Below are 25,866 nucleotides of genomic sequence, written 5' to 3'. Positions count from 1 at the left end.
CGGCCGCGCTCAGTGCGCCGGGCCCGGCGGGCCGGCCGGCGGCGCCCCGCGCGCCTCCCCGGCGTCCTGCTCGGCCTGCATCTGGTCGTAGGCGGCGAAGGCCGCGGCCCGCTCCCGCTCGATCTTGCGGCCGAGCCCGTCGGCCAACCCCCACAACAGCGCGAAGATGCCGCCCAGCACGAACATCAGCGGCACCACCAGGCCGAGCAGGATCGCGGCGATCTGGATCGCCCAGCCCAGCCAGTAGGCCCAGCGGCGGCGCAACATGCCCGAGCCCACCAGGCAGGCCACGCACAGGCCCAACCCCACCCAGAGGGCGGTGCCGGTCGAGACCGACTCGATCGAGATCATCACCGGCGTGGTCAGACCGAGGACGATCGCCTCCAGGCCGAGCACCGCGGCACACATGCCTCGGCGTGGGGACTTCTCCCGCTCAGCCGCCATCGGTGTGCCTCGCGCTCGCCGGCGACCGGCGGGCCAGCAGTCGGCGGGCCTCGCCGGCGGTGACCACCGAGCCGGTGACCAGCACCGCGGCGCCGCTGAGCGAGGCGGAGTCGTCGGACTCGGCCAGCGCGGCCGCGGCGTCGATCGCGTCGGCGAGCCGAGGCACCACGCTGACCCGGTCCTCGCCGTAGATCTCGACGGCGACCCGGGCCAGCTCGACCGCCGGCATCGCCCGGTCGGTGGAGTTCTCCGTCGCCACCAGGTGACTCAGGTGCGGCTCGAAGGCGGCCAGCATCCCCTCGACGTCCTTGTCCCCCATCACACCGATCACCCCGACCACATCGGTGAAGGCGAAGGAGTCCTCCAGCGCAGCCGCGGTGGCCGCGGCACCGTGCGGGTTGTGCGCCGCGTCGATGAGCACCGTCGGGGAGCTGCGCACGATCTCCAGCCGGCCGGGCGAGGTGACCTGCGCGAACGCGTCGCGGACCAGCTGATCCTCCAGCGGCCGGTCGCCGAGCAGCGCCTCGACCGCGGCCAGCGCGACCGCGGCGTTCTGGGCCTGATGCGCGCCGTACAACGGCAGGAAGAGCTCCTCGTAGGTCGCCCGGAGGCCACGCAGGGTGACCACCTGGCCGCCGACCGCCGGCGTCCGGGCGACCACCGCGAAGTCGGTGCCCTCGCGCACCACGCTCGCGCCGACCTCGGCGACCCGCTCCGCGATCACCGCGTCCACCTCGGCCTGTTGCTCGGCGACCACCGCGATCGCGCCGGGCTTGATGATGCCGACCTTCTCCCGGGCGATGGTGGCGGGTTCGCTGCCGAGGTAGTGGGCGTGGTCGACGCTGATCGGGGTCAGCACCGCGACGTCGCCGTCGGCGACGTTGGTCGCGTCCCACGAGCCGCCCATGCCGACCTCGACGACCGCGACGTCGACGGGAGCCTCGGCGAACTTCGCGTAGGCCATCGCGACCATCGTCTCGAAGAAGGACAGCGGATGCGGCTGGTCCTCGTCGACCAGGTGGGTGAACGGGGCGACGTCATTGAACGCCGCCACGAACTCCTCGTCGGTCAGCGGCTCGCCGTCCACGCTGATCCGCTCGTTGATCCGCTCCACGTGCGGACTGGTGAACCGACCGGTGCGCAGCTCCAGCGCGCGCAGCAGCGTGTCGATCATCCGGCTCGTCGAGGTCTTCCCGTTGGTGCCGGTCAGGTGGATCACCCGATAGGCATGCTGCGGGTCGCCGAGCAGCTCGGTGAAGGCCCTGATCCGGTCCAGTGAGGGCTCCAGCCGGGTCTCCGGCCAGCGGGACTGCAGGGCCTCCTCGACCTCGTCGAGGGTGGCGGCGAGGCGTGGGGTGGGGGCTGACTCGGTCATCGCGCTGCGAAGTCTAGACGCCGGCCGGTGGACGGCGACGCCCCGCGTCGGTCCGGCGACCGGAACGACGCGTACACCGGAATCCCCACGACAAATCCATCGTCTATCTAAATTTTTTGCTACAAACCGGTCTCCGTACCGACGAACTCGTTGACGCCGTCGATGGAAAGCGGTGAGGTCCCAAGGGTCCGACGTATTCCGAATCTGGGGTCGGGCACAGGTCTGAGACCGATCCGACATCTCTTGGGAGGATTCCAGATGCACCTGCCCCACCGGGCGAAGGTGGGCGCCGCGGTCGTCGCGGCCGCCACCGCCCTCGCACTCTCGGCCGCCGCCGTCCCGGCGCATGCGGCCAGCGCCAAGCCCCGGCACACCCTCGCCGGCAGCAAACCCACCTGGCTGGGCCAGGCCACCGAGGTCGGCAAGGTGGCCGACTCCACCCAGCTGCACTTCTCGGTGCTGCTCGGCCTGCGGAACGCCGGCAGCGCCGCCGCACTGGTCCAGCGTCTCAGCGACCCGTCCAGCGCCTCCTACGGCACGTGGCTCTCCACGGCGCAGTTCCGGCAGCGGTTCGCCCCCACCAGCGCGCAGCTGAGCTCGGTGACGGACTGGCTCGCCAACCAGGGCCTCACCGTCGACGACACCCTGCCGGGCCGGATGCTCGTCCAGGTGCACGGCTCCACCAGCGCGGTCGAGAAGGCCTTCGACACCACGATGCGCAACTACCGCTTCGACGGGCACCGGGTGCACGCGAACGCGACCGCACTGTCCCTGCCGGCCAGCGCGCCGAGCATCGAGGGCGTGGTCGGCCTCGACCAGGCCGCGACGCTGAAGACGCCGGGCACCAGCTCCCAGACGAGCAGCTCGACGAGCGCCAGCACGGCCAGCAGCACGACCAGCAGCACCGACACGGACCTGCCCGGCCCGCCCGACGGGGCACGGTACGGCGTCCAGCCGTGCTCGTCGTACTTCGGCCAGAAGACGGCCACGACACTGCCGAAGGCCAGCGGGAAGCACCAGCCGTACGCCGTGTGCGGCTACGGCTCCAAGCAACTGCAGGGCGCCTACGGCATCTCCTCGATGCTCAAGAAGGGCTACACCGGCAAGGGCATCACCGTCGCCATCACCGACGCGTTCGCCGCGCCGACGATCCTGGCCGACGCGAACCGATACGCCGTGGACAACGGCCAGGCGGCGTTCAAGCGCGGCCAGTTCAGCCAGATCACGCCGTCGGACTACGACCTGATCGACGAGTGTGGCGGCAACGGCTGGTACGGCGAGGAGACCCTCGACGTCGAGGCGGTGCACACGATGGCGCCGGGCGCGAAGATCGTCTACGTCGCCGGCTCCGACTGCTCCACCGGTCTGGACACCGCCTGGGCCGAGACGATCGACGAGCACCGGGCCGACGTGATCACCAACTCCTGGTCCGACGGACTCGACGACATCGAGGACCTGGGCCAGGCCTACGTCGACTACTACACCGAGTTCTCCACCGAGGCCGCGCTGACCGGGATCACCGTCAGCTTCTCCTCGGGTGACGACGGCGACCACACCGCCGGCAACACCGACCCGTCCGCGAAGACGGCCGAGTTCCCCTCCGACGTGCCGTACGTGACGGCGGTCGGCGGCACCAGCCTGGAGGTGGGCAAGACGAAGCAGTGGCAGGGCGAGTACGGCTGGCAGAACGACTACTCCACGCTCGACGGCAACAGCTGGAGCACGCCGTCCTACAGCTCCGGCGGTGGTGGTGGCGTCAGCCAGCTCTTCGACCAGCCGTACTACCAGCGTGGGGTCGTGCCCGACTCGATGTCGACGGTCGACGGGACCAAGATGCGGGTGGTGCCCGACGTCGCGATGGACGCGGACCCGAACACCGGGATGACGGTCGGTGAGACCCAGGTCTTCCCGGACGGCACCTACTACGACACCTACCGGATCGGTGGCACCAGCCTGGCCTCACCGCTGTTCGCCGGTGTCGCGGCGGTGGCCGGACAGGCGGCCGGACGGCCGATCGGCTTCGCCAACCCGCTGCTGTACTCGCTGAACGGCTCCAAGGCGCTGCACGACATCGTGGCGCCGAAGAAGCCGGTCTACCAGGTCCGCACCGACTACACGAACTACCTGGACGACAGCGACGGCTACACCTACAAGCTGCAGACCATCGACACCCAGACCTCCACGCTGCACTCGGTGCGGGGGTACGACGACGAGACCGGGGTGGGCAGCCCGAACGGCACCGCCTTCTTCACCTCGGTCAGCCGTCAGGTCGGCGGCAGGCATCACCGGTAGCACCGGCTGAGACGGACCCGGGAGTACCCGGTCGACCGGGTACTCCCGGACGGGGGCAGGCACTGCGGTGTCTGTCCCCGTCCGCGTCTGAGCGGAGCTCGGCGGATCTCAGCGGCCGATCGGAGAGGCTGACCTCTCACACCCGTCACGCCGCACCCGGTCCGCGGCGTGATCCGCCAGCACCCGACGTACGCCGACGAACCGGTCATCGAGCTCTCGGCGCGTCCGCGTCAGCACACGATCGGGCAGGCTGGAGTCGAGCTGGGTCTGGTAGGCCAGTCGCATCCGGTAGCGCATCGCGGCGAGCAGGCCGCCGATGTCGCCGAAGAGCTCCTCGTACTCGGCCCGCCAGACGAGGTCCTCGCCGTACCGCAGCTCGGTCTCGAGCTCGCGAAGCACCCGCCAGCGCGCTCTGGTCTCGGTCCAACCCATCTCGGTCCCCCTCGGTCCCGTCGGTCGGCGGTCCGGTTCGGGGCCGCTGTCCGTTCGACGATTCGACGCTAGGTCGATCCGGCCGCCGGCGCGTCTGCCCTCGGGCCGCATTCGGGCGGCGCGGGTCTGCTACCGCGGTAGGAGGCGCGATCCGTCCCGGGTCGGATGACGGGGGGCCGTGTGCTACCTAGGCTGAGGTCATGCTCCTCCGGCTACGCCAGCGCATCGAGGCCAACTGCGCGCAGCACGGGCTCCTCTACCCCTGGTGGGTCCCGGCCACCTGCCTGGCCGGCCAGCTGGTCTGCGTCGGGGTCGCCCTGGCGCTGCGGCACGCGTGGTGGCCGCCCGATCCGCTGCTGCTGACGATCCCCCTGGTGGCCGCGACGCCGCTGGCGATCCTGACGCGGCGGCGCTGGCCGCCGTGGTGGCTGGACGGCATCGGCACCGTGATCGCGGCCCTGTGGTTGATGTGGAACCCCGTCGACGACACCTCGGTCGACCTCGCCCCGACCCTGTTGGCGCTGCTCACCGCGGAGGCGACGGCCAGGGACGGCGTGCGACCGGGAACGTGTGTCGGACTCGTCGGTGTCGGCGCTCTGATGGCCACCGCGGCCGGGCCGGGTGTCCACGCCGTGGCCATCTATCTCCTCGAGCTGGTGCTCGGCTTCGTGGTCGGCGCGATGCTGCGGTGGCAGATGCGCGCCCTGCGCGCCGAGCGCGACGCCCGGGAACGGGCCTGGGCGCAGGCCACGCTCAGCGAGCGTCAGCGCATCGCCCGAGAGATCCACGACCTGGTGGCCCACTCGCTCAGCGTCACCCTGCTGCATCTGACCGGCGCCCGCCGGGCGCTCCGGGACGTGGCCGAGGAGGTCGGCGGCGGCACCGGGGCGGCGGGGCTCGGCGAGGTCGACGAGGCGCTGCTGGAGGCCGAGCGCATCGGCCGACGGGCGATGGCCGACATCCGGCGGACGGTGAGCACGCTCGGCAGCGACCTCCAGCCGGCCTCGCCGTACGCGTTGCCCGACGCCGGCGGCATCGAGGCGCTGGTCGGCGAGGCGGAGCGCGCCGGGCTCGCGGTGCGCTACCGGGAGACCGGCGACCCGGGGTCGGTGCCGGACGCGATCGGTCTCGGCCTCTACCGGATCGCCCAGGAGTCCCTGGCGAACATCGCCAAGCACGCGCGATCGGGGCGGACGATCGTCCGGCTCGCGGTGCGCGACGGCGAGGCGCGGCTCACGGTCCGCAACCAGTGCGCCGGCCCGCCGCGGGCCGACGGGGTCGGCTCCGGACTGCCCGGGATGCGAGCGCGGGCGGCCCAGCTGGGGGCCGACCTGCGGGTCGGACCGGACGCCGGCTACTGGATCGTCGACGTACGCGCGCCGATACCCGGCGGACCCGAGGAGGCGCGTTGCCCGCTGCGGGCCATCTCCTCGAACGCATCCGGGTCGGCCCGATGACGACAGGCGCCCCGGGTCTCGCGGGCACCCCGGTCAGGGTCGTACTCGTCGACGACCAGGAGCTGGTGCGATCGGGGCTGCGACGGATCCTGCGTCGCCGGGACGGCTTCGAGATCGTCGCGGAGTGCGCCGACGGGGTCGAGGTGCCGGCGGTCATCGACGACCCCCGGACGCGCGCCGACCTGGTGGTGATGGACCTGCGGATGCGCATCGTCGACGGCATCTCCGCGATCGAGGCGCTCGGCGCGCGCGACGACCCACCACCGGTGCTGGTGCTCACCACCTTCGACGACGACGAACTCCTCTCCGGTGCGCTGCGTGCCGGCGCCGCCGGCTTCCAGCTCAAGGACTCCTCCGCCGACGACCTGGTCAGGGCCGCCCACGCGGTCGCCGCCGGTGACGGCTGGCTCGACCCCACCGTCACCGGCCGCGTGCTGCGCGCCTATCGGACCACCGAGGTCGACCGGCCCGTCACCGGCCGTCCGGCGGCCGACCTGCTCACGGCGCGTGAGCTGGAGGTGCTGACCTCGCTGGCGGCCGGCCACAGCAACGCCGAGATCGCCGCCGAGCTGGTCATCTCCGAGCTGACCGTCAAGAGCCACGTCGGCCGGATCTTCGCCAAGCTCGGCCTGCGCGACCGTCCGGCGGCGATCGTCTACGCCTACGACCATGGCCTCGTCGGACGCCGTGGGGCGGGGCCAGGGTCCGGCTGAGTCGCACACCGCATGTCGCGCACCACATGGCGGGGCGCGTCGACGCAACCGCGTTTCGCGCAGGTGAACGCCGACGCCTAGGATTTCTGTCATGACCGATACCCAGAGCACCGCACCCGACGGGGGCACGCGTACGACGACCGCGACCGAACCGCGCGCCGTCGTCGTACCGGGCAAGCCCGCGCTCGAGGGTCTCGAGGCCCGCTGGGCCGAGCAGTGGAAGCGTGCCGACACCTACGCCTTCGACCGCAGTCAGCCGCGCGAGAACGTGTTCTCCATCGACACCCCGCCGCCCACGGTGTCGGGCTCGCTCCATGTCGGGCACGTCTTCTCCTACACCCATCCCGACGTGATCGCGCGGTTCCACCGGATGCGCGGGAAGACGATCTTCTACCCGATCGGCTGGGACGACAACGGCCTGCCGACCGAGCGCCGCGTGCAGAACTACTACGGCGTGCGGTGCGACCCGAGCCTGCCCTACCAGCCGGACTTCACCCCGCCGGAGAAGCCCGACGCCAAGCGGCAGGTCGCGATCAGCCGGCCCAACTTCGTCGAGCTCTGCAACGAGCTGGTCAAGCAGGACGAGCGGGTCTTCGAGTCGCTGTGGCGCACCCTCGGCGTCTCCTACGACTGGTCGCACCAGTACACCACCATCGGCCCGGTCGCCCAGGCGGCCAGCCAGCGCGCCTTCCTGCGCAACCTCGCCCGCGGCGAGGCATACCTGACCGAGGCGCCGACGCTGTGGGACGTCACCTACCAGACGGCGGTCGCGCAGGCCGAGCTGGAGGCCCGCGAGTACCCGGGCGCCTACCACCGGGTCGCCTACCACCGACCCGACGGCACGCCCGTGTACGTCGAGACGACCCGGCCCGAGCTCATCGTCAGCGCCGTCGCACTGATCGCCCACCCCGACGACGAGCGGTACGCCGACCTGGTCGGTACCGTGGTCACCTCGCCGATCTTCGGCGTGGAGATCCCCGTCCTCGCCCATCCGGCGGCGGAGATGGACAAGGGCGCCGGGATCGCGATGTGCTGCACCTTCGGCGACCTGACCGACGTCACCTGGTGGCGCGAGCTGCAGCTCCCGGTGCGCACCGTGATCGGCCGCGACGGCCGGTTCGGCCGGGACACCCCGGAATGGCTCACCGACGAGGCCGCCACGGCGGCGTACGAGACGCTGAAGGGCAAGACCGTGCACTCGGCCCGCGAGGCGGTCGTCGCGCTGCTGCGCGAGTCCGGCGACCTGGACGGCGAGCCCACCCCGACCCAGCGGATGGCGAACTTCTACGAGCGCGGCGAGAAGCCGCTCGAGGTGGTCGCCACCCGGCAGTGGTACATCCGCAACGGCGGCCGGGACGAGCAGCTGCGCGAGGCCCTGCTCGCCGCCGGCGACCGGATCGACTGGCTGCCCGAGCACATGCATCACCGCTACGACAACTGGGTCAGCGGCCTCAACGGCGACTGGCTGATCTCGCGGCAGCGCTTCTTCGGCATCCCGTTCCCGATCTGGTACGCACTGGACGAGTCGGGCGAGCCGAACTACGCGAGCCCGATCGTGGCGAGCGAGGACCAGCTGCCGGTGGACCCGTCCACCACCGCACCGGCCGGCTACACCGAGGAGCAGCGCGGCGCGCCGGGCGGCTTCATCTCCGACCCGGACGTGATGGACACCTGGGCGACGTCCTCGCTGACCCCGCAGATCGCCGGTGGTTGGGAGACCGACCCCGATCTGTTCGCCCGGGTCTTCCCGATGGACCTGTGCACCCAGGCGCACGACATCATCCGCACCTGGCTGTTCGGTCGCGTCGTCCGGGCACACCTGGAGAACGGTGTGGTCCCGTGGAGCCACGCGATGCTCTCGGGGTGGATCCTCGACCCGGACCGCAAGAAGATGTCCAAGTCCAAGGGCAACGTCGTGGTCCCGACCGAGATCCTCGACAAGTACGGCGCCGACGCCGTGCGCTGGCGCGCCGCGATGACCAGGCCCGGCCTCGACTCGCCCTTCGACGAGACCCAGATGAAGGTCGGCCGGCGGCTCGCGATGAAGGTGCTCAACGCCTCCAAGTTCGTGCTCGGCAGCGTCGGCGCGACCGAGCTGAAGCCGTTCGAGGTCGCCGAGCCGATCGACTGCGCGCTGCTCGGCAAACTGTGCAACACCATCACCAAGGCGACCGAGGCGCTCGAGGCCTTCGACTACACCACCGCACTGGAGACCACCGAGAGGTTCTTCTGGGAGTTCTGCGACGACTATCTGGAGCTGGTCAAGGAGCGCTCCTACGTCAAGCCCGACGAGGACGGCAATCTGCCGTCCGACACCGCCTCGGCCAAGGCGACCCTGGCGATCGCGCTGCACGCCCAGCTCCGGCTGCTGGCGCCGTTCCTGCCGTATGTGACCGAGGAGGTCTGGTCGTGGTGGCAGGAGGGCTCGATCCATCGGTCCTCCTGGCCCACCGAGCTCGAGCTCGGCTCCGCGGCCGCCGCCGAACCGCGCCCGTTGGCCGCGGTGGCCGCCGCCCTGTCGGCGATCCGCGGCGCCAAGTCCACCGCGAAGGTCAAGATGCGTACGCCGCTGAAGCGAGCCGAGATCCGTGGGCCGGCGGAGCTGGTCGCCGACGCCGAGTCGGCCGCCGCCGACCTGCGCCGGGCCGGCAACGTGGTCGGCGACCTGGTCTTCACCACCGTCCCGGACGCGACGGAGCTGAGCGTCGACGTCGAGATCGGCAGCGACGAGGACGTCTGACCTGACCCGCCGGGAGTGACCCTGGCGCGACGAGTGGCGCGCCCGGTCGGGCCCGGTCGGACCTGATCAGGAGCGGTGCTTGCCGTGGGCGTGCTTGCCCTTGTCGGCGTGCGCGTGCTTGCCGTGGGCCTTCTTGCCGCCCTGGTGAGCGGTGAGGGAGCCGGCGTGGCCGGATGAGGCCCGGTGTCGGGAGTGGTCGCCTCCCTGACCGGCCTGGCCGGCCTGGCTGGCATGGGCGGCGTGGCCGAGGTGGCCGGTGTGCCGGCTGCTCGAGCGCGCCGCGTGCTTGCCGACGCTGGTCTTCCCGCCGCTGCGATCGGCCCGGTGCGTGCCCTGGCCGTTGACGCCGCTCTTCTTGGCGTGGACCTTGGCGACGGTGGTCGCGGAGACCGCGCCTCGATGGTCGGCCGACGACTTCGACGTCTCCGCCGGCGATCGAGGGCTCTTGCGGCCGTTCTCGTCGCTCTGTTCATTGCCCTGTTCGTCGCCCTGCTCGTCGCCTGGGCTGCCGCTCTGACCCTGGTCGGCGCGAACCGAGTCGCCGGCTGCCGAGCCGGTCGAACCGGTCGAACCGGTCGAGTCTGCCGCGTCGGTGGAGCCGGTCGGGTCGCTGCTCGACGAGGAGGGCTGCGCCGACGAGGAGTCGCCATCGCCCGGGGAGTACCACCACGGCGTGTCGGCGGCCGACTCCGAACTGGTCGACTCCGAGCTGGTCGACGAGTCGGTCGATTCCGAGCCGGACTCTGAATCGGTCGACTCTGCAGTGGTCGAGGAGTCATCGGAGTCGGTCGAGGAGTCACCGGTGGAGCTGTCGACCGACTCGGTGGTGTCCTCGTTCTCCAGCACGTTCGAGAGCGCACTGTGGACGAGGCTGGTGAAGCTCGTGAGGCCCAACCCGTTCGCGAAGTTGGAGCTCCGGCTGCCCGAGCTCTCGTCCTGGTCGGAGTCGCTCTGCGCGTCGCCGGTCTCCGACTGGCTGTCCCCCGTGTCGCCGGTGCTGCCGGTGTCGCCCGTCTTGCCGGTATTGCCGGTGCTCGAGTCGTGCGAGTTCCCGTCGTGGTGATCGGTCTGCTCGTCTCCGCCGGCCGACCCGGCGGCATGGCCGGACTTGCCCACGGTACCGACCGGCGTCCCGCTGTCGTCCCCGGACTTCCCCCGGCCACCGTCGGTCGACGTGTCACCGGTCCCGCCGTTGCCGGTCGCCTGGTCGGCGGTCCCGGCGGCCGAGCTGTCCGAGGACGACGACGGCGTGCTCCCGGTCGAGCCACCGCCCGACGACGTACCGGAGCCGAGCTTCACCGCGCCGTCCTGGGCGGTGGTGTCGGGCATGATCGGCGCGCCGGGGTCGGCCACCACACGCTGGTGCTCGACGGTGCTCTGCGAGTCGCTGATCTGACTCATCCCGAGCGGACCGTCGCTGAGCGCCTGCCAGATGACCAGCAGACCGAGCAGCACCACGACGACATACGCCGCCAAGGGTGCCCTGCCCTGACCGCTCACCCGTCACCATCCCACAGCTGTTTCTCATCGAGTACCGATGATTCTTCCCGAGGCTCCGCCTCCAGGCGAGTTCAGACGGCAAAATGACCCGAAAGGACTAGTCAGGACTAGCGTTCCGAGGCCCTGTGCCCCGTGCGGGCGGGGTGGCCGCCCGGCTGTGGCGACGAATCGGTCCTTCGGTGGCGCGAGTTGTTAGTTGTTGTAGCCCGAGTCGTCGGTTCGGGTCGTGCGGGTGGCAGCGTTCAGAGAAGGCGGCCGAGTGCGTCCAAACAGACGCACCTGTGCCCGGTCGGCAAGCAACTCCTCGACGACCCGGAGGAACGCCGTCAACGCGTTCCCGGCAGACCCACGGCTTCCGACGTTCCTGCCTCAACCGTCCTACTCGTCGAATCCGAGGACGGACTCGTCGGTTCTGAGGACCGATTCGGCGGTTCTAAGGACCGACTCGGCGGGTGCGGTCAGGCAGACTTCTTCTTCTTGTCCGCGCGCGGGATCAGCGTCGGCGCGTCGCCCGCCTCGACGACCTCGCCGGTCACGATCACCTTGGCCACGTCACCGCGAGACGGTACGTCGTACATCACGTGGAGCAGCAGTTCCTCGATGATGGCGCGCAGGCCGCGGGCACCGGTGCCGCGCTCCAGCGCCTTGTCGGCGATCGCCTCGATCGCCTCGGGGGTGAACTCCAGGTCGACCCCGTCGAGGTCGAAGAGCTTCTGATACTGCTTGACCAGCGCGTTGCGTGGAGTGGTGAGGATCTGGACGAGCGCATCCCGGTCGAGCTTGTTGACACTCGCGATCAGCGGCAGCCGGCCAATGAACTCCGGGATCAGCCCGAACTTGGTCAGGTCCTCCGGCCGGACCAGGGCAAGCAGGTCCTCGGCCTCCTTCTCGGCCTTGCCGTGGATCTCGGCGGTGAAGCCGAGCGTCTTCTTGCCGACCCGCTGCTCGATGATGTGCTCCAGACCGGCGAAGGCGCCACCGACGACGAACAGGATGTTCGTGGTGTCGATCTGGATGAACTCCTGATGCGGGTGCTTGCGGCCCCCCTGCGGCGGCACCGAGGCGGTGGTGCCCTCGATGATCTTCAGCAGCGCCTGCTGCACGCCCTCACCGGAGACGTCGCGGGTGATCGACGGGTTCTCCGCCTTGCGGGCCACCTTGTCGATCTCGTCGATGTAGATGATCCCGGTCTCGGCCTTCTTCACGTCGTAGTCGGCCGCCTGGATGAGCTTGAGCAGGATGTTCTCGACGTCCTCGCCGACGTACCCGGCCTCGGTGAGCGCGGTGGCGTCGGCGATGGCGAACGGCACGTTGAGCATCCGGGCCAGGGTCTGGGCGAGGTAGGTCTTGCCACAGCCGGTCGGTCCGATCACCAGGATGTTCGACTTGGCGACCTCGACGTTCTCGTCCTTGGTGTGCTTGCCCGAGCCGGGCCCGGTCGCGCCCGGCTGCAGCCCCGCCTGCACCCGCTTGTAGTGGTTGTAGACGGCGACCGCGAGCGACTTCTTGGCCCGCTCCTGCCCGATCACGTAGGAGTTGAGGAACTCGAAGATCTCCCGTGGCTTGGGCAGCTCCTCCAGTCGGACCTCACCGCCCTCGTTGAGCTCCTCCTCGATGATCTCGTTGCACAGGTCGATGCACTCGTCGCAGATGTACACGCCGGGGCCGGCGATCAGCTTCTTGACCTGCTTCTGGCTCTTCCCGCAGAAGGAGCACTTCAGCAGGTCGCCTCCGTCACCGATGCGTGCCACGGGCGGTCATCCTCCAATAGGAACGGGTCGAACGGGTGGGGCGGATCAAGCGGGGTGGAGCACACCGACGGTACCCCGAGCCGGGCCCGCGTGGCGGGAACGGCTCGGGAGTCCGTCACAGACCACCGCCGGTCAGGCCAGCGCAGGGGTCTTGAGCGAGGCCAGCACGGAGTCGACGATCCCGTACTCGACCGCCTGCTCGGCGGTGAGGATCTTGTCGCGCTCGATGTCGACGCTGACCTCCTCGACGCTCTTGCCGCTGTGGTCGGCGATCATCTTCTCCAAGAGCTCGCGCATGCGGAGGATCTCGTTGGCCTGGATCTCGATGTCGGAGGTCTGGCCGAAGGTGCCCTCGGTGTACGGCTGATGGATCAGGATCCGGCTGTTGGGCAGCGCCAGGCGTTTGCCGTGCGCGCCGGAGGCCAGCAGCACCGCGGCCGCGGACGCCGCCTGGCCCATGCACACCGTCTGTACGTCGGGCTTGATGAACTGGATCGTGTCGTAGATCGCGGTCAGCGCGGTGAACGAGCCACCCGGGGAGTTGATGTAGATGCTGATGTCCTGGTCGGGGTTCATCGACTGCAGGCACAGCAGCTGGGCGATGATCGCGTTGGCGACGTCGTCGCTGATCGGCGTGCCGAGGTAGATGATCCGCTCCTCGAACAGCTTCGCGTACGGGTCGATCCGGCGGATCCCATAGGAGGTCCGCTCCTCCCACTGCGGGATGTAGTAGTTCATCAGCCTGCCTCTCAGTCCTTCTTGTGGGCGGGACGGCCCTCGTCGGATGCTTCCCGAGCGCTGGTGATCACCTTGTCGACCAGGCCGTACTCCAGTGCCTCGTCGGCGGTGAACCAGCGGTCGCGGTCGGCGTCGGCGATGATCTGGTCCAGCGGCTGACCGGTGTGCGCGGAGATCAGCTCGAGCAGCACCTTCTTGATGTGCAGCGACTGCTGCGCCTGGATCTTGATGTCCGAAGCCGAGCCGCCCATGCCGGACGAGGGCTGGTGCATCATGATCCGCGCATGCGGCAGCGCGTAGCGCTTCCCCTTCGCGCCGGCGCACAGCAGGAACTGACCCATCGAGGCGGCCAGGCCCATGCCGACGGTGGCCACGTCGTTGGGGATGTAGTTCATGGTGTCGTAGATCGCCATCCCGGCGTCCACCGAGCCGCCCGGGGAGTTGATGTGCAAGAAGATGTCGGCCTCGGGGTCCTCGGCCGACAGCAACAACAGCTGGGCGCAGATCGCGTTGGCGTTCTGGTCCCGCACCTCAGAGCCGAGGAACACGATGCGCTCGCGCAGCAGCCGGTTGTAGATGTTGTCGTCGAGCAGGTTCAGGCCGGCGCCGCCGCCCGAGGTCGGGGACAGACCCGGTCCGGAGTCGCCGTCGTGGGCGCTGGAGTACTGGTTCACGTCGCCGACCTTAGCCGTCGCGCCGGACAGTTCCACGGCCTGTCCGGCGCTGTTCGCCGACAGCAGATTTCGGCGGACCCGCACACCGTCGGCGCCGGGTGCCCGAGGTGCCGGCCCGGCTCCGGGCCCACTCCGGCCGACTCCGGGCCGCCCCCGGCGGCGCCGGTCCCGGCCCCGAACTCCTCTCGAGAAGGGAGCCGACCAGAAATGCGGCAACGGCCCCGTCCGAGGACGGGGCCGTCACTGCGAGAGCAGGATCAGTCCGTGGAGCTCTCCACGGCGCCCTGGTCGGTCGACTCGGCGCTCGACTCCTCGGTCACCTCACCGGCAGACTCCTCGGCCGACTCGGCGGCCTCGTCCTCGGGATCGCCGATGGTGCCGTCGGGACGGAGGTTCTTGAGCTCGACGGTGTTGCCGGAGGCATCGGTGACGACCGCCGACTCCACGATCTGGGCCAGCGCCTTGCCGCGCAGCAGCTCGGCCACCAGCTCGGGCACGTGGTTGTGCTCCAGCATGTGGTTGACGAACTCCTGCGGGTCCTGACCGGACTGCTGGGCCCGGCGCATCATGTGCTGGGTCAGCTCGTTCTGATCGACCGGGAACTCCTCGGTCTTGGCGATCTGGTCGAGGACCAGCTGCGCCGCGACGGCGTCCCGCACCCGCCGCTCCAGGTCGGCCTCGAACTCCTCGACGGTCTGCTCCTCGTCCTCGAGGTACTTCTCCATCGTGATGCCGGCGTAGGCGAGCTGCTGCTCGATGTTCTCCCGGCGAGCGTTGAGCTCCTCGGTGACCAGGCTGTCCGGCAGCGGCACCTCGACCTTCTCCAGCAGCGCCTCCAGGACCGCGTCCCGGGCGGCGGCCGCCTGCTCGAGCCGCTTGCCGCGGCCCAACCGCTCACGGACGTCGGCCTCGAGCTCGGCCACGGTGTCGAACTCGCTGGCCAGCTGGGCGAAGTCGTCGTCGTACTCGGGGAGCTCCTGCTCCTGGACCTGCCGCACGGTGACCGCGACGTCGACGTCCTGGCCGACCAGGTCTCCCCCCACCAGCTGGCTGGTGAAGGTCGTCGACTCGCCGGCAGACAGTCCGGTGACGGCCTCGTCGAGGCCCTCCAGCATGCCGCCGCGGCCGACCTGGTAGCTGGTGCCGGAGACCTCGGCGCCCTCGACGGGCTCGCCGTCCTTGGTGGCGGCCAGGTCGATCACCACGAAGTCGCCGTCCTCGGCGGGACGCTCGACGTCCCTCAGCGTGCCGAACCGCTCCCGCATCGCCTGCAGCTGCTCCTCGACGTCCTCGTCGGTGACCTCGACGTCGTCGACCTGGGCCTCGAGGCCGGCGTAGTCCGGCAGCTCGATCGTCGGCTTGACGTCCACCTCCGCGGTGAACTCCAGCGCCGCGCCCTCGGCCGGGTCGTCCTCCAGCTTGGTCACCTCGACCTCGGGCTGGGCCAGCGGCTCGAGGTCGTTGGCCTGCAGCGCCTCGGCGTACTTGGCCGGCAGCACCTGGTTGACCGCCTCGCCGAGCACCGCCTCGCGACCGACCTGACGGTCGATGATCTGCGGCGGAACCTTCCCGCGTCGGAAGCCCGGCACGTTGATCTGCTGGGCGATCTGCTTGTACGCCGCGTCGAGGCTCGGCTTGAGCTCCTCGAAGGGCACCTCGACGGTCAGCTTGGCCCGGGTCGGGCTCAAGGTCTCGACGGCGCTCTTCACTCGGTGACTCCTGTCGTTCGTTCTCGGATGGTGCATGGGCTGCGGTGACCCGGTCGGATCGTTGCAGTCGGGGCGACAGGACTCGAACCTGCGGTCTCCTGCTCCCAAAGCAGGCGCGCTAGCCACTACGCTACGCCCCGGCGAGACCGGTCTCCTCGGGCACGAGGAGACCAGCTCCGAGCGGATGACGGGAATCGAACCCGCGTAGCCAGTTTGGAAGACTGGGGCTCTACCATTGAGCTACATCCGCGCGCGCCTTCTCCGTCTTCGGGCCGCGAGGGACCGGGGCCGGAGCGGGCAACCCCGAAATGGTGCCACACCGCCGGCGATCGGACCCAACCGGCCGGCCCCGGTGAGACCGGCCGGCACGCCGCCCCGCGATCGCCCGCGCCGTCCTCGACCCCTCCTCGGCGATCCGGTCCACGGACCTCAACCGAGCTGTCCCGCCCGACCGATCACCACCGCCGACCGGTCGTCGTTGCGGATGCCCCGTGCCTCGACCAGCTCTCGGGCCGACCCGGAGAGACCGGTGCTCGTGATCCGGTCCGCAGCGGCGATCAGCTGCTCGACACCGGCCTCGATCTCGTGACCGGGCTCCTCGACCATGCCGTCGGTGTAGAGCAGCATCAGGCCGCCGGGGCCGATCATGCCGAGGGCGGCGTCGTAGGTCGCCTCGTCGATCAGGCCCAGCGCCGGGCCGCCGGACTCCAGGCTCAGCCAGGGCTCCGTCGGAGCCGGCCGCAACAGCGCCGGCGGGTGCCCGGCCGCACGGACCTCGTAGCGGCCGCTGCCCAGGTCGAGGCTGAGATGGATGGCGGTCGCGAACCCCTCCTCCCAGCCCTGCCGGATCAGGTAGGCGTTGGCCGCGGGCAGGAACGCCGCTGGCGGTACGGCGCCGAGCAGCCCGCCGAGCGCGCCGGAGAGCAGCAGCGCCCGGGTGCCGGCCTGCTCGCCCTTGCCGGAGACGTCGACCACCACCACCTCCAGCCGATCGTCCCCGGTGCGGACGGCGAGTACGAAGTCTCCGGAGAACCTGGTGCCTCCGGCCGAGGCCATCGCCGACTCGGCGACCCAGGCGGCCGGCAGCGCCGGGATCCCGCCCTGCCGCAGGATCCGGTCGCGCAGATCGACGAGCATCGACTCGCCGCGCATCCCCGCCACGCCCAGCCGCGAGCGGCGGTAGGAGACCAGCAGCACCAAGAGGCCGAGGACGAAGTAGACGACGATCGCGGCCGCCTGGTTGGCGTCGATCACCAGCCGCCGGCTGGCCGCGACCACCAGCAGCAACATGACGAACACGACGAACCACGGCAGCGTGCGCGGTCCGAGCAGAAGGGCACCGAGCAGCAGCGGGATGGAGAGCGCGGCGAGCGGGAACCACACGATCCAGTGCTGCTGCAGCGCCGCGAAGACGGTGAGCACCAGGGCGAGCAGACTGAGCCAGCCGCACATCCGCAGCTCGGGGTTCTGCAGCCGGCGACGCACCACGTAGGTGCGCATCTCGCCCGAGCGGGAACCGCGAGCTGACCTGGATGGCCTGGATGGCATGGGCGACCTTCGTGACCGGGGGCGGATGAGCGCACTCTAGTGTGCGGCGTTCTCCGGTGCGGCGTTCTCCGGTGCGGCGGTCTGCGGGGCGCCCGCGCGGCGGGCGCCGTTCCCCCGCGGACGGTAGGTGCGCTGGCAACCGGGACACCAGAACAGGTTGCGCTGGTGCAGCTCCGCGGTGCGCACCGGCCGGCCGCAGACGTGACACGGCTGTCCGGCGCGCCGATAGACGTAGACCTCGCCACCGTGGTCGTCGCGTCGCGGCGGCCGGCCCATCGCCTCGGGGGTGTGCTCCGGCCGAACGGTGTCGATCCGGTTCTTGGCCAGACCATCGGCCATCAACTCGACCAGGTCGGCCCACATCGCCTGCCACTGTCCCCTGCGCAGCGAGCGGCCGGGCCGCATCGGGTCGAGGCGGTGGCGGAAGAGCAGCTCGGCGCGGTAGACGTTTCCGACGCCGGCGAGGACCGACTGGTCCATCAGCAGGCCGCCGATCGGCGCGCGCGAGGAGGAGATCCGGGCCCAGGCGCGCTCCGGGTCGGCGTCGGGGCGCAACGGGTCCGGGCCGAGCCTGGCCACACACGCCGCCCGCTGCTCCCGGGTCATGAGATCGCAGGCGGTGGCGCCACGCAGGTCGGCGTACGAGGTGGTGCCGATCAGACGCAGGCGCACCTGTCCCACCGGAGCCGGCGGCTCCTCGCCGGGTTCGGTCGAGGTGATCGCGAGCTTGCCGTACAGGCCGAGGTGGATGTGGATGAACCGATCGCCGACGAACTCGATGAAGAGCTGCTTGCCCCAGGTGTCCGCGCCCCGACACTCGTCGCCGTCCACCAGCGCCGCCGACTCGGCGAACCGCCCCTGGGGACTGCTGACCCGGAGCCGCTGCCCGGCGAAGGCCTCGCTGAGGTCCAGGGCCAGCCGGTGCAGGGTGTGCCCCTCGGGCACCGGATCAGTCCTGGTCCTCGGCGGGGCCGAGGCCCACCGCCGAGTCCGGCAACGGGGGCCGCTGCCCGGTCTCCTCGTAGTGACTGAGCTGGCCGATCCGGCGGGCGTGTCGCTCCTCGCCGCTGAACGGCTCGGCCAGGAACAGCTCGACGAACCGGGTCATCTCCTCCAGCGGGTGCATCCGGCCGCCCACGGCCACCACCTGGGCGTCGTTGTGCTCGCGGGCGAGCCTCGCGGTCTCGTCGCTGTGCACCAGCGCGCACCTGATGCCGGCGACCTTGTTGGCGGCCATCTGCTCGCCGTTGCCGGAGCCGCCGATGACGACGCCGAGGCTGTCCAGCCCGGCCTCGCGCTCGCGCGCGACCGCCTCGGCGGCGCGGATGCAGAAGACCGGGTAGTCGTCGAGCGCGTCGTAGACGAACGGACCGTGGTCGACCGGCTCGTAGCCGAGCTCGGTGAGACGACCGATGAGGTGGCTCTTCAGGTCGAGGCCGGCATGGTCACAGCCCAGATGCACACGCATGGGGGCAGTCTTCCAGACCGCGGCGGGGTCGGCTCACGCCGGTCGACCGGTCCTCCCGGGCCCGGGTCGGCCACCACCAGGCGGTGGGTGGTGGTCCTCCGCCCCGGGGTGGTCGCCCGCCCGCGGAGTCTCTCAGCCCTGCCTGCTCAGGAAGGCCGCCGTCATCGCCATCACCGGCCCGACCGCGGAGAAGACCGACGAGTGCCGCCAGAAGCCGTGCACCTGCCCGACCGCACGGAAGGCGACGACCTCGACGCCGAGGTCCGCCAGCCGGTGGGCGAGCTCCTCGTCCTCGTCCACGAGGATGTCGCCCTCGGCGCTGACCACCAGGGTGGGCGGCAGCCGGGCCAGCCGGTCGTCGCCGGCGAGCAGCGGCGCCAGATCGGGGTCGGCGTGGTCCGCCGGGCTGGCGGCGTACTGCTCCCAGTACCACCTCGCCTCCTCCGCCCAGCCGCCCTCGATCCGGTACGACGCGCTCGCGCAGCTCGGGTCGAGGAACGGGTAGACCAGCGCCACCGCCCGGAATCGGCCGGGGTTGCGCAGCGCCGCCACCAGCGCGAGGCTGCCGCCGGCGCTGTCACCGTGCGCGTAGACCGGCATCGTGCCGATCCCGGGCTGCGCGGCGAGCCAGGCCAGGACCGTGTCGACGTCGTCGGGGGCCGCCGGGAACCGGTGCTCGGGCGGACGGCGATAGTCGACGGAGAGCACCCGGATCCGGGTGGTCTCGGCCAGCTCACGGGCGGCCGCGTCGTGCACCTCGATGTCGCCGAAGACGAAGCCGCCGCCGTGCAGGTGCACGATCACGCCGTCCCGTGCGGCGTGCGGCACGTAGAGCCGGACCGCCACGCCGTCGGCATCGTGGTCGCTGACCTCGGCGACGTCGGGTCGCGGCTGCACGGCGGCGACACGCCGGGCGCCCGCACGCTGCTCGTCGATGTCGAGCTCCCAGGGACGAGGCGCGGCGGCGTCCGCCTCGACGGCGGCCCGGGCCGCGGGGAAGAGCCGCATCAGCGTCCACCGCCGGCCAGCCGCCTGGCCACCTGCGGCGCGATCTCGCGCAGGGCGCGGCCGCGGTGCGAGATCGCGTCCTTGGCGGCCGAGGCCAGCTCCGCGGAGGTGTGCGGCTCGGCCGCGGCGGGCACGAAGACGACGTCGTACCCGAATCCGCCGCTGCCGCGGGTCTCCCGGATCACCCGGCCGGGCATCACGCCCTCGACGAGGAGGACGTCGTCGTCTCCGGGTCCGTCGACGTAGGCGACCACGCAGCGGAACCGGGCCCCACGGCGCTCGTCGGGCACGTCGGCGAGCTGGGCGAGGAGCAGCTCGTTGTTGCGCGCATCCGACTTCGGAGGCCCGGACCAGCGCGCCGAGAGCACCCCGGGCATCCCGTTCAGCGCGTCCACGCACAGCCCGGAGTCGTCGGCGATCGAGGGCAGCCCGGTGGCCGCGTACCCGGCGCGCGCCTTGAGCAGCGCGTTGTCGGCGAAGGTGGCGCCGTCCTCGACCGGCTCGTCGTACGGCGCGACGTCGTCGAGCCCGACGATCTCGACGCCGGCCACGTGTGCGTCGAGCAGGCGGTGCATCTCCTCGATCTTCCCGGCGTTGCGGGAGGCGACGTGGAGCCTCACCGCGTCGACCCGAGGCTCTCCGCGAGTGCCGCCTGCTGCCGCGAGGTGAGCTCCGCGCAGCCCTTCTCCCCCAGCGCCAGCAGCGCGTCCAGCTCGGCACGGTCGAAGGCGGCGCCCTCGGCCGTGCCCTGCACCTCGACGAACTTCCCGGCGCCGGTCATCACGATGTTCATGTCGGTCTCGGCGCGCACGTCCTCCTCATAGGGCAGGTCGAGCCGCGGGACGCCGTCGATGATGCCCACCGAGACGGCGGCGACCGAGCCGGTCAGCGCCGCCGGGACGCCGAGCGAGGCGACCGCGTCGGCCAGGGCGACGTACGCCCCGGTAATCGAGGCGGTGCGGGTGCCGCCATCGGCCTGCAGCACGTCGCAGTCGAGCTGTATGGTGTTCTCTCCCAGCGCCTGGTAGTCGATCACCGCCCGCAGCGAGCGGCCGACCAGCCGGGAGATCTCGTGGGTACGGCCACCGATCCGGCCCTTGGTCGACTCCCGCTGCGAGCGGGTGTTGGTCGAGGCGGGCAGCATCGCGTACTCGGCGGTCACCCAGCCCAGCCCCGACCCCTTGCGCCACCGCGGCACGCCCTCGGAGGCCGACGCCGCGCAGAGCACCCGGGTCCTGCCGAACTCGACGAGCACCGAGCCGGCCGCGTGGTCGAGCCAACCGCGGGTGATCTTGATCGGGCGGAGTTCATCGTCGGCGCGGCCGTCAGCACGTGTCATACCCCGAACCCTACGAGCCGCGGCGACGGCGCCCGCACGAGCACCCACCGGGGCACGGCGCGAAGCGCACGTGCCGTCGCCGAGTCGGCGGGCCGCCGTCCAGGTCACGCCGTACAAGTAGCGCCGACTCGACCTCCCAACGCGTACCCGTAGCGCCGACTCGGCGCTACTTGACCTCCGCGCGCAAGATGCGGCGCAGCCCGAAGAAGAGCGGGATGCCGAGCCAGATCAGGCCGGAGACGATCAACTGCGCGACGTCGTCGCCCTCGAAGCTCCAGTCCACGAAGTGCGACACCGCCGACTGGAAGTCGATCCAGGGGGCCAGCTTGTCGAACCAGTCCATCGTCGCGGATCCGATCGCGAGCAGGGTCGGAACCACATAGGTGTAGGCGAAGAAGGCGACGATGGCGGCCGCGGTGTTGAGGAAGAGGCAGGCGAAGGCGAACCCGCCGAGCATGCTCAGCACCTGGTAGATGGTGAAGCCGGCCAGATTGCCGAGCCCGGGGTCCCAGTCGCCGTGGCCGGCGAGAACGGCGTAGAGGCCGTTGCACACCAGGCCGACGATCATCGCGGCCACGACGGTGATCACCGTCAGTGCCACCCCGACCAGCGCCTTGGCGAGGATCACCCGGGGACGTCGAGGCTCCAGGGTGAAGGTGGTCATCGCGGTGCGCTGACCCCATTCGCTGGTGACCAGCATGATGCCGAGCACCGGCAGCAGCACCGAGGTGACGAACCCGGCGATGCCGGCGAAGTCGCCCCAGGCCATCTCCTCGTCCTTGACCCCGGTGACGATGGTGGCGATCAGCTCGACCAGGACGACCAGGGCGACGATCGTGGCCAGCAGCCAGAACCCCGCCCTGCTGTCCCACGCCTTGCGGAACTCGACCTTGAAGGTCCGGGAGAACGGCGTGGGCACCGCATTGGTCACCGGCGGCAGTGGCGGCGTCATGGCGACGCCGGGCATGGAGCTGGACATCAGTTGATCCCCTCTCGCTGGGTGTCGGAGGTGAGCTCCAGGAACAGGTCCTCCAGGCCCGCGCTGCCCGAGCGCAGGTCGCTGAGCACGCTGCCGGCCTCGAGTGCGACCCGGCCGACCTCGACCGGCGCGCAGTCGACCCGGATCCCGTCACCGGCCGGGACCGGGTGGTAGCCCTTCGCGCTGAGCGCGTTCGCCAGCGCGGCGTTGTCGAGCGAGGTGACCAGGGTGCTCTCCGGACCGGACTGGGCGAGCAAGCTCTGCCGGTCGCCCTGGGCGACGATCTTCCCGCGACCGATGAGGATCATCTCGTCGGCGATCTGCTCGACCTCGTGCAGCAGGTGAGAGGAGAGCAGCACCGTGCCTCCTCGGTCGGCGTACGCCTTCAGCAGGCCACGCATCCAGCGGATGCCCGCCGGATCGAGCCCGTTGGCGGGCTCGTCCAGGATCAGCACCTGTGGGTCGCCCAGCAGGGCGTGCGCGATGCCGAGTCGCTGCTTCATGCCCAGGGAGTAGTTCCCCACCCGGCGCTTGGCCTCGGCCGGCGTCAGCGAGACCAGTTGCAGCATCTCGTCGACCCGGCTGGTCGGCAGCCCCATCGCGATCGCGCCGAGCATCAGCGTCTCCCGGCCGCTGCGGCCGGCGTGCTGTGCCGAGGCGTCCAGCAGTACGCCGACGTACCGGCCCGGATTGGGGATGTCGATGTAGTGCCGGCCACCGATGGTGACCTGGCCGTGGGTCGGCGGAGTCAACCCGACCATCACCCGCATCGTGGTCGACTTGCCGGCCCCGTTCGGGCCGAGGAACCCGGTCACGGTCCCCGGCTTGCACTCGAAGCTGATGTCGTCGACCGCCACATACGACCCATAGGTGCGGGTCAGTGAGTCCACTTTGATCATGCCACCACCCTGCCCTGCCGATCGGCGCTCACACATCTGCCACACGGCTATCGTGCCCTGACTTAAGTAGCGTCGGGCGGATCCGACGGTCAGGGGGAACCCCGACCTCGGTCGGCTGTGCCGGACCGAGCGGTGACCTAGCGTGGGGTCATGGACCGCCCGGCACCCGAGGAGTACCAGCCTCGCCTCGGCGCCTGGGGGCACACCTGGCGGTTCGCGGCGATGCTGCTCATCGGTGGACTCGTCTTCGCCGACGGCGTGCAGGGCGAATACGAGGTCTGGCACGGCTGGCCCGCCGTCGATCTCGCCGTCGGCCTGGTGGCCCTGGTGCTCACCCACTACCGGCGCCGGGCTCCGCTGGCGATCGCGGTCGTGCTGGCGGCGACCGGCCTGGTCTCCGCCTCCTCGAGCGGGCCGGGCGTGCTGGCGGCCGTCTCCCTCGCCACCCGGCGACGCCCCTGGGAGATCGGCCTGGTCGGCTCGGTCGCGTTCGCGGCGGGCCAGGCCTTCACCACCATGACCTCCGACAGCCCCGACTGGGTCGACCTGATCGTCAACGCGGCGGCGACCGGTGCGACGCTCAGCTGGGGCATGTACGTCGGCTCGCGCCGCGAGCTCATCTGGACGCTGCGCCATCGGGCCGAGTCGGCCGAGGCCGAGCAGACGCTGCGGGTGGCGCAGGCCCGGGACCACGAACGGGCGGCCATCGCCCGGGAGATGCACGACGTGCTCGCGCACCGGATCTCGCAGATCTCGCTGCACGCCGGGGCGCTCGGCTTCCGCGAGGACCTGACCGCCGAGCAGATGCGTGCCGACGCCACCCTCATCCAGGCCAAGGCGCACGAGGCCCTCACCGACCTGCGCTCGGTCCTCGGGGTGCTGCGCGGCAACGACGGCGAGCTGCTGCGACCACAGCCGACGTACGGCGACCTGGCCGGCCTGGTGGCGGAGGCGAACGAGGCGGGGCCGACCGTGCGGCTGCATGACGAGGTCAGCGACGGACCACCGCCCGACTCGGCCGGCCGGGCCGCCTACCGGATCGTGCAGGAGGGGATCACCAACGCGCACAAGCATGCCGCCGGCTCGGTGGTGGAGGTGGAGCTCACCGGCTCGCCGGCCGAGGGGCTGCAGGTGGTGGTCAGCAACCAGCTCGGCTTCAGCGCCGCCCGCACGCCGGGGGCCGGCCTCGGTCTGGTCGGCCTGGCCGAACGGATGCGGTTGGCCGGTGGCACCCTGAGCCACTCCGTCGAACGAGGACGGTTCGTGCTCCGCGCCCGGATACCGTGGGTCCCGTGATCCGGCTGTTGATCGTCGACGACGACCCGCTGGTGCGCTCGGCGTTGAGCCTGATGCTGGGTGGACAGCCGGACCTGGAGATCGTCGGCGAGGGGGCCGACGGCCGCGACGGGGTCGATCTGGCCGTCTCCGCGAGGCCCGACATCGTGCTGATGGACCTGCGGATGCCCCGGCTCTCCGGACTGGAGGCGACCCGGGAGCTGCACCGGATGACGGACCCGCCCAAGGTGATCGTGCTGACCACCTTCGACGCCGACGAGCATGTGGTCGGCGCGCTCGGCGCGGGGGCCGAGGGGTTCCTGCTCAAGGACACGCCTCCGGCGGAGATCGTCGCGGCGATCCGCAAGGTGGCCAGCGGGGAGCCGATGCTCTCCCCCTCGGTGACCCGCACCCTGCTGGCCAGGCTGCGGGCCGACGCGCCGGGGGCGGACGAGTCCACGTCGGACGAGGCGGCGGTGCGCTGCGCCCGGGCGAAGCGTCGTCTCGCGGTGCTCACCGAACGCGAGCTGGACGTGGCGGTCGCGGTCGGGCACGGCCTCTCCAACGCCGAGATCGCCGGCGATCTCTATCTCTCCGTGCCCACCGTCAAGGCGCACGTCTCCCGGCTGCTGGACAAGCTCGGCGCCACCAACCGGGTGCAGATCGCCATCTGCGTGCACGACGCCGGATTGTTGTAGACACTCAGCCGACCAGGACCGGGGTCGCCGTGCGCACCCGCAACGGCCGCGGCTCCCCCGCCACGGTCAACGTCCCCGGGATCGTGACCCAGGGACCGGAGCCGACCCGATAGGAGCCGGCATAGGTCACGTCCAGCTCCACCAGCACCCGCTCCTCGATCCGGTAGACGTGGTTCACCGTGCCACGCAGGTCGACGTCCTGGGCCGCGACGCCGGCGCCCGGATGCACCTGATGCCCCGGAGTCGCCGTCGTCTGTCGGCTCCCGTCGCCGTGGATCCAGACGTACGACGCCGGGTGCGCCCGGATCTGCACCCGCCGGCCCAGCAGCCGCACCGTCTGCGTCCTCGAGCCCGTCGTCGGCGTCGAGAACACCGTCGCCAGGTTCACCAACGTCCACCCGTGGCGCGGCTGCACCACCAGCTTCGCCTGCGGCCACGACAACCGCCGGAACGCCGCGAGCACCAGGCCGGGGGTGACGTCCGCGCGCGTCTCCGAGTCCACCGCGCTGGCCAGGACGATGCAGCGAGAGCCCGCGTAGGCGTCGTCCTTCATCACGTCGTACAGGACGCCCGCGGCGTCGAGACCGCACCTCTCCCGGCCCGGGCATACGTCCTCTGAGTCGATCATGCAGATCGGCACCAGGTCGACGCGCGTGGTCCTGGAGTCATCCTCGTATGACGCAGTGGCATCGGTCGGCGGTCTGTCGCACAACGCCGCCGCCCCCGCCAAGGTCGACGAGACGGTGCACGGACTTCCGGATGGTGCACCCGCCCACACCGGCGTCGCATGGACCACCGCGGCGATGCCCACGATGACACACACAGCC

The 25,866-nt window shown here is 71.0% G+C and carries 23 protein-coding genes and 2 tRNA genes; 6 read left to right on the top strand and 19 right to left on the bottom strand.

All coding sequences use genetic code 11. The annotated features are described in order from the left end of the window. Positions 1-9: 9 nt before the first annotated feature. Together QM638_RS10945 and QM638_RS10940 are read right to left on the bottom strand one after the other, a co-directional pair. Positions 10-444: a DUF4233 domain-containing protein gene (locus QM638_RS10945; protein ID WP_415142005.1), complete on the bottom strand. Its 435-nt coding sequence runs from the start codon at positions 442-444 to the stop codon at positions 10-12. After that, the gene (locus QM638_RS10940; RefSeq protein WP_415142004.1) at positions 434-1,819 is read right to left on the bottom strand and encodes a bifunctional folylpolyglutamate synthase/dihydrofolate synthase; all 1,386 of its coding nucleotides are present in this window, start codon (positions 1,817-1,819) and stop codon (positions 434-436) included. Before QM638_RS10940 ends, QM638_RS10945 begins: the two co-directional genes overlap by 11 nt. Positions 1,820-2,077: 258 nt before the next feature. Here QM638_RS10940 and QM638_RS10935 point away from each other — a divergent pair, with 258 nt between their 5' ends. After that, positions 2,078-4,111, top strand: a complete 2,034-nt coding sequence (locus tag QM638_RS10935) for a S53 family peptidase (protein WP_415142003.1) — start codon at positions 2,078-2,080, stop codon at positions 4,109-4,111. A gap of 108 nt (positions 4,112-4,219) precedes the next feature. On the opposite strand, the gene QM638_RS10930 is transcribed toward QM638_RS10935, so the two are convergent. Continuing rightward, positions 4,220-4,543, bottom strand: a complete 324-nt coding sequence (locus tag QM638_RS10930) for a hypothetical protein (protein ID WP_415142002.1) — start codon at positions 4,541-4,543, stop codon at positions 4,220-4,222. Between the two features lie 200 nt (positions 4,544-4,743). Between QM638_RS10930 and QM638_RS10925 the strand changes: the two genes are divergently transcribed. From QM638_RS10925 to valS, 3 genes are all read left to right on the top strand, one after another. Next, positions 4,744-6,000 (top strand): sensor histidine kinase, encoded by a 1,257-nt coding sequence (locus QM638_RS10925; protein WP_415142001.1) that lies wholly within the window; start codon positions 4,744-4,746, stop codon positions 5,998-6,000. Continuing rightward, the gene (locus tag QM638_RS10920; RefSeq protein ID WP_415142000.1) at positions 5,997-6,713 is read left to right on the top strand and encodes a response regulator; all 717 of its coding nucleotides are present in this window, start codon (positions 5,997-5,999) and stop codon (positions 6,711-6,713) included. The genes QM638_RS10925 and QM638_RS10920 overlap by 4 nt, the downstream gene beginning before the upstream one ends. 91 nt (positions 6,714-6,804) lie before the next feature. Then, entirely contained in the window at positions 6,805-9,453 is a 2,649-nt protein-coding gene (gene valS, locus QM638_RS10915) for a valine--tRNA ligase (RefSeq protein ID WP_415141999.1), read from the top strand. 66 nt (positions 9,454-9,519) lie between these two features. Here the strand turns inward: valS and QM638_RS10910 are convergent, their stop codons facing one another. From QM638_RS10910 to QM638_RS10840, 15 genes are all read right to left on the bottom strand, one after another. Further along, complete coding sequence (locus tag QM638_RS10910; protein ID WP_415141998.1) at positions 9,520-10,953, bottom strand: hypothetical protein; 1,434 nt, start codon at positions 10,951-10,953, stop codon at positions 9,520-9,522. 458 nt (positions 10,954-11,411) lie between these two features. Further along, complete coding sequence (clpX, locus tag QM638_RS10905; protein WP_415141997.1) at positions 11,412-12,704, bottom strand: ATP-dependent Clp protease ATP-binding subunit ClpX; 1,293 nt, start codon at positions 12,702-12,704, stop codon at positions 11,412-11,414. A 132-nt stretch (positions 12,705-12,836) separates the two neighbouring features. Next, positions 12,837-13,442: an ATP-dependent Clp protease proteolytic subunit gene (locus tag QM638_RS10900; RefSeq protein WP_415141996.1), complete on the bottom strand. Its 606-nt coding sequence runs from the start codon at positions 13,440-13,442 to the stop codon at positions 12,837-12,839. Between the two features lie 11 nt (positions 13,443-13,453). Then, complete coding sequence (locus tag QM638_RS10895; RefSeq protein WP_415141995.1) at positions 13,454-14,116, bottom strand: ATP-dependent Clp protease proteolytic subunit; 663 nt, start codon at positions 14,114-14,116, stop codon at positions 13,454-13,456. Between the two features lie 257 nt (positions 14,117-14,373). Continuing rightward, positions 14,374-15,825: a trigger factor gene (gene tig / locus QM638_RS10890; protein WP_415141994.1), complete on the bottom strand. Its 1,452-nt coding sequence runs from the start codon at positions 15,823-15,825 to the stop codon at positions 14,374-14,376. 67 nt (positions 15,826-15,892) lie between these two features. Then, positions 15,893-15,965 (bottom strand) — tRNA-Pro (locus tag QM638_RS10885). Positions 15,966-16,004: 39 nt separating this feature from the next. Then, a tRNA-Gly gene (locus QM638_RS10880) sits at positions 16,005-16,075 on the bottom strand. Between the two features lie 179 nt (positions 16,076-16,254). Continuing rightward, positions 16,255-17,325 (bottom strand): PP2C family protein-serine/threonine phosphatase, encoded by a 1,071-nt coding sequence (locus tag QM638_RS10875; protein ID WP_415141993.1) that lies wholly within the window; start codon positions 17,323-17,325, stop codon positions 16,255-16,257. Positions 17,326-17,409: 84 nt separating this feature from the next. After that, the gene (locus tag QM638_RS10870; RefSeq protein ID WP_415141992.1) at positions 17,410-18,318 is read right to left on the bottom strand and encodes an Fpg/Nei family DNA glycosylase; all 909 of its coding nucleotides are present in this window, start codon (positions 18,316-18,318) and stop codon (positions 17,410-17,412) included. 4 nt (positions 18,319-18,322) lie between these two features. Continuing rightward, positions 18,323-18,841 carry a ribose-5-phosphate isomerase gene (locus QM638_RS10865; RefSeq protein ID WP_415141991.1) on the bottom strand — a complete coding sequence of 173 codons (519 nt, stop codon included), beginning with the start codon at positions 18,839-18,841 and terminating at the stop codon, positions 18,323-18,325. Positions 18,842-18,973: 132 nt separating this feature from the next. Continuing rightward, complete coding sequence (locus tag QM638_RS10860) at positions 18,974-19,849, bottom strand: alpha/beta hydrolase (RefSeq protein ID WP_415141990.1); 876 nt, start codon at positions 19,847-19,849, stop codon at positions 18,974-18,976. Then, on the bottom strand, positions 19,849-20,469 hold the full coding sequence (gene rdgB, locus QM638_RS10855) for an RdgB/HAM1 family non-canonical purine NTP pyrophosphatase (RefSeq protein ID WP_415141989.1): 621 nt from the start codon (positions 20,467-20,469) through the stop codon (positions 19,849-19,851). The genes QM638_RS10860 and rdgB overlap by 1 nt, the downstream gene beginning before the upstream one ends. Next, positions 20,466-21,188: a ribonuclease PH gene (gene rph, locus QM638_RS10850; RefSeq protein ID WP_415141987.1), complete on the bottom strand. Its 723-nt coding sequence runs from the start codon at positions 21,186-21,188 to the stop codon at positions 20,466-20,468. Before rph ends, rdgB begins: the two co-directional genes overlap by 4 nt. Positions 21,189-21,354: 166 nt before the next feature. Beyond that, complete coding sequence (locus QM638_RS10845) at positions 21,355-22,167, bottom strand: ABC transporter permease (RefSeq protein ID WP_415141986.1); 813 nt, start codon at positions 22,165-22,167, stop codon at positions 21,355-21,357. Continuing rightward, entirely contained in the window at positions 22,167-23,066 is a 900-nt protein-coding gene (locus QM638_RS10840) for an ABC transporter ATP-binding protein (protein WP_415141985.1), read from the bottom strand. Before QM638_RS10840 ends, QM638_RS10845 begins: the two co-directional genes overlap by 1 nt. A gap of 150 nt (positions 23,067-23,216) precedes the next feature. Here QM638_RS10840 and QM638_RS10835 point away from each other — a divergent pair, with 150 nt between their 5' ends. Both QM638_RS10835 and QM638_RS10830 read left to right on the top strand, forming a co-directional pair. Continuing rightward, entirely contained in the window at positions 23,217-24,362 is a 1,146-nt protein-coding gene (locus QM638_RS10835; protein ID WP_415141984.1) for a sensor histidine kinase, read from the top strand. After that, the gene (locus QM638_RS10830; protein WP_415141983.1) at positions 24,359-25,039 is read left to right on the top strand and encodes a response regulator; all 681 of its coding nucleotides are present in this window, start codon (positions 24,359-24,361) and stop codon (positions 25,037-25,039) included. Before QM638_RS10835 ends, QM638_RS10830 begins: the two co-directional genes overlap by 4 nt. Before the next feature lie 4 nt (positions 25,040-25,043). Here QM638_RS10830 and QM638_RS10825 read toward each other — a convergent pair whose 3' ends face one another. Then, entirely contained in the window at positions 25,044-25,667 is a 624-nt protein-coding gene (locus tag QM638_RS10825) for a hypothetical protein (protein ID WP_415141982.1), read from the bottom strand. Positions 25,668-25,866: the final 199 nt, after the last annotated feature.

The sequence above is a fragment of the Nocardioides sp. genome (genome assembly GCF_047606145.1).
Taxonomy (GTDB): Bacteria; Actinomycetota; Actinomycetes; order Propionibacteriales; family Nocardioidaceae; genus Nocardioides.
Note: the sequence above shows the minus strand (reverse complement) of the source record. Positions and strands in the feature narration are given on the sequence as shown.

What these genes read in the sequence shown, in the direction of transcription:
- QM638_RS10920 (WP_415142000.1), top strand. Translation starts at nt 5,997, where the DNA reads ATGACGACAGGCGCCCCGGGTCTCGCGGGCACCCCGGTCAGGGTCGTA.
- QM638_RS10860 (WP_415141990.1), bottom strand. Translation starts at nt 19,849, where the DNA reads ATGCGGCTCTTCCCCGCGGCCCGGGCCGCCGTCGAGGCGGACGCCGCC.
- QM638_RS10865 (WP_415141991.1), bottom strand. Translation starts at nt 18,841, where the DNA reads ATGCGTGTGCATCTGGGCTGTGACCATGCCGGCCTCGACCTGAAGAGC.
- QM638_RS10845 (WP_415141986.1), bottom strand. Translation starts at nt 22,167, where the DNA reads ATGTCCAGCTCCATGCCCGGCGTCGCCATGACGCCGCCACTGCCGCCG.
- QM638_RS10900 (WP_415141996.1), bottom strand. Translation starts at nt 13,442, where the DNA reads ATGAACTACTACATCCCGCAGTGGGAGGAGCGGACCTCCTATGGGATC.
- rph (WP_415141987.1), bottom strand. Translation starts at nt 21,188, where the DNA reads ATGACACGTGCTGACGGCCGCGCCGACGATGAACTCCGCCCGATCAAG.
- QM638_RS10925 (WP_415142001.1), top strand. Translation starts at nt 4,744, where the DNA reads ATGCTCCTCCGGCTACGCCAGCGCATCGAGGCCAACTGCGCGCAGCAC.
- QM638_RS10940 (WP_415142004.1), bottom strand. Translation starts at nt 1,819, where the DNA reads ATGACCGAGTCAGCCCCCACCCCACGCCTCGCCGCCACCCTCGACGAG.
- QM638_RS10930 (WP_415142002.1), bottom strand. Translation starts at nt 4,543, where the DNA reads ATGGGTTGGACCGAGACCAGAGCGCGCTGGCGGGTGCTTCGCGAGCTC.
- QM638_RS10875 (WP_415141993.1), bottom strand. Translation starts at nt 17,325, where the DNA reads ATGCGCACCTACGTGGTGCGTCGCCGGCTGCAGAACCCCGAGCTGCGG.
- QM638_RS10825 (WP_415141982.1), bottom strand. Translation starts at nt 25,667, where the DNA reads ATGATCGACTCAGAGGACGTATGCCCGGGCCGGGAGAGGTGCGGTCTC.
- QM638_RS10840 (WP_415141985.1), bottom strand. Translation starts at nt 23,066, where the DNA reads ATGATCAAAGTGGACTCACTGACCCGCACCTATGGGTCGTATGTGGCG.
- QM638_RS10835 (WP_415141984.1), top strand. Translation starts at nt 23,217, where the DNA reads ATGGACCGCCCGGCACCCGAGGAGTACCAGCCTCGCCTCGGCGCCTGG.
- QM638_RS10935 (WP_415142003.1), top strand. Translation starts at nt 2,078, where the DNA reads ATGCACCTGCCCCACCGGGCGAAGGTGGGCGCCGCGGTCGTCGCGGCC.
- valS (WP_415141999.1), top strand. Translation starts at nt 6,805, where the DNA reads ATGACCGATACCCAGAGCACCGCACCCGACGGGGGCACGCGTACGACG.
- QM638_RS10945 (WP_415142005.1), bottom strand. Translation starts at nt 444, where the DNA reads ATGGCGGCTGAGCGGGAGAAGTCCCCACGCCGAGGCATGTGTGCCGCG.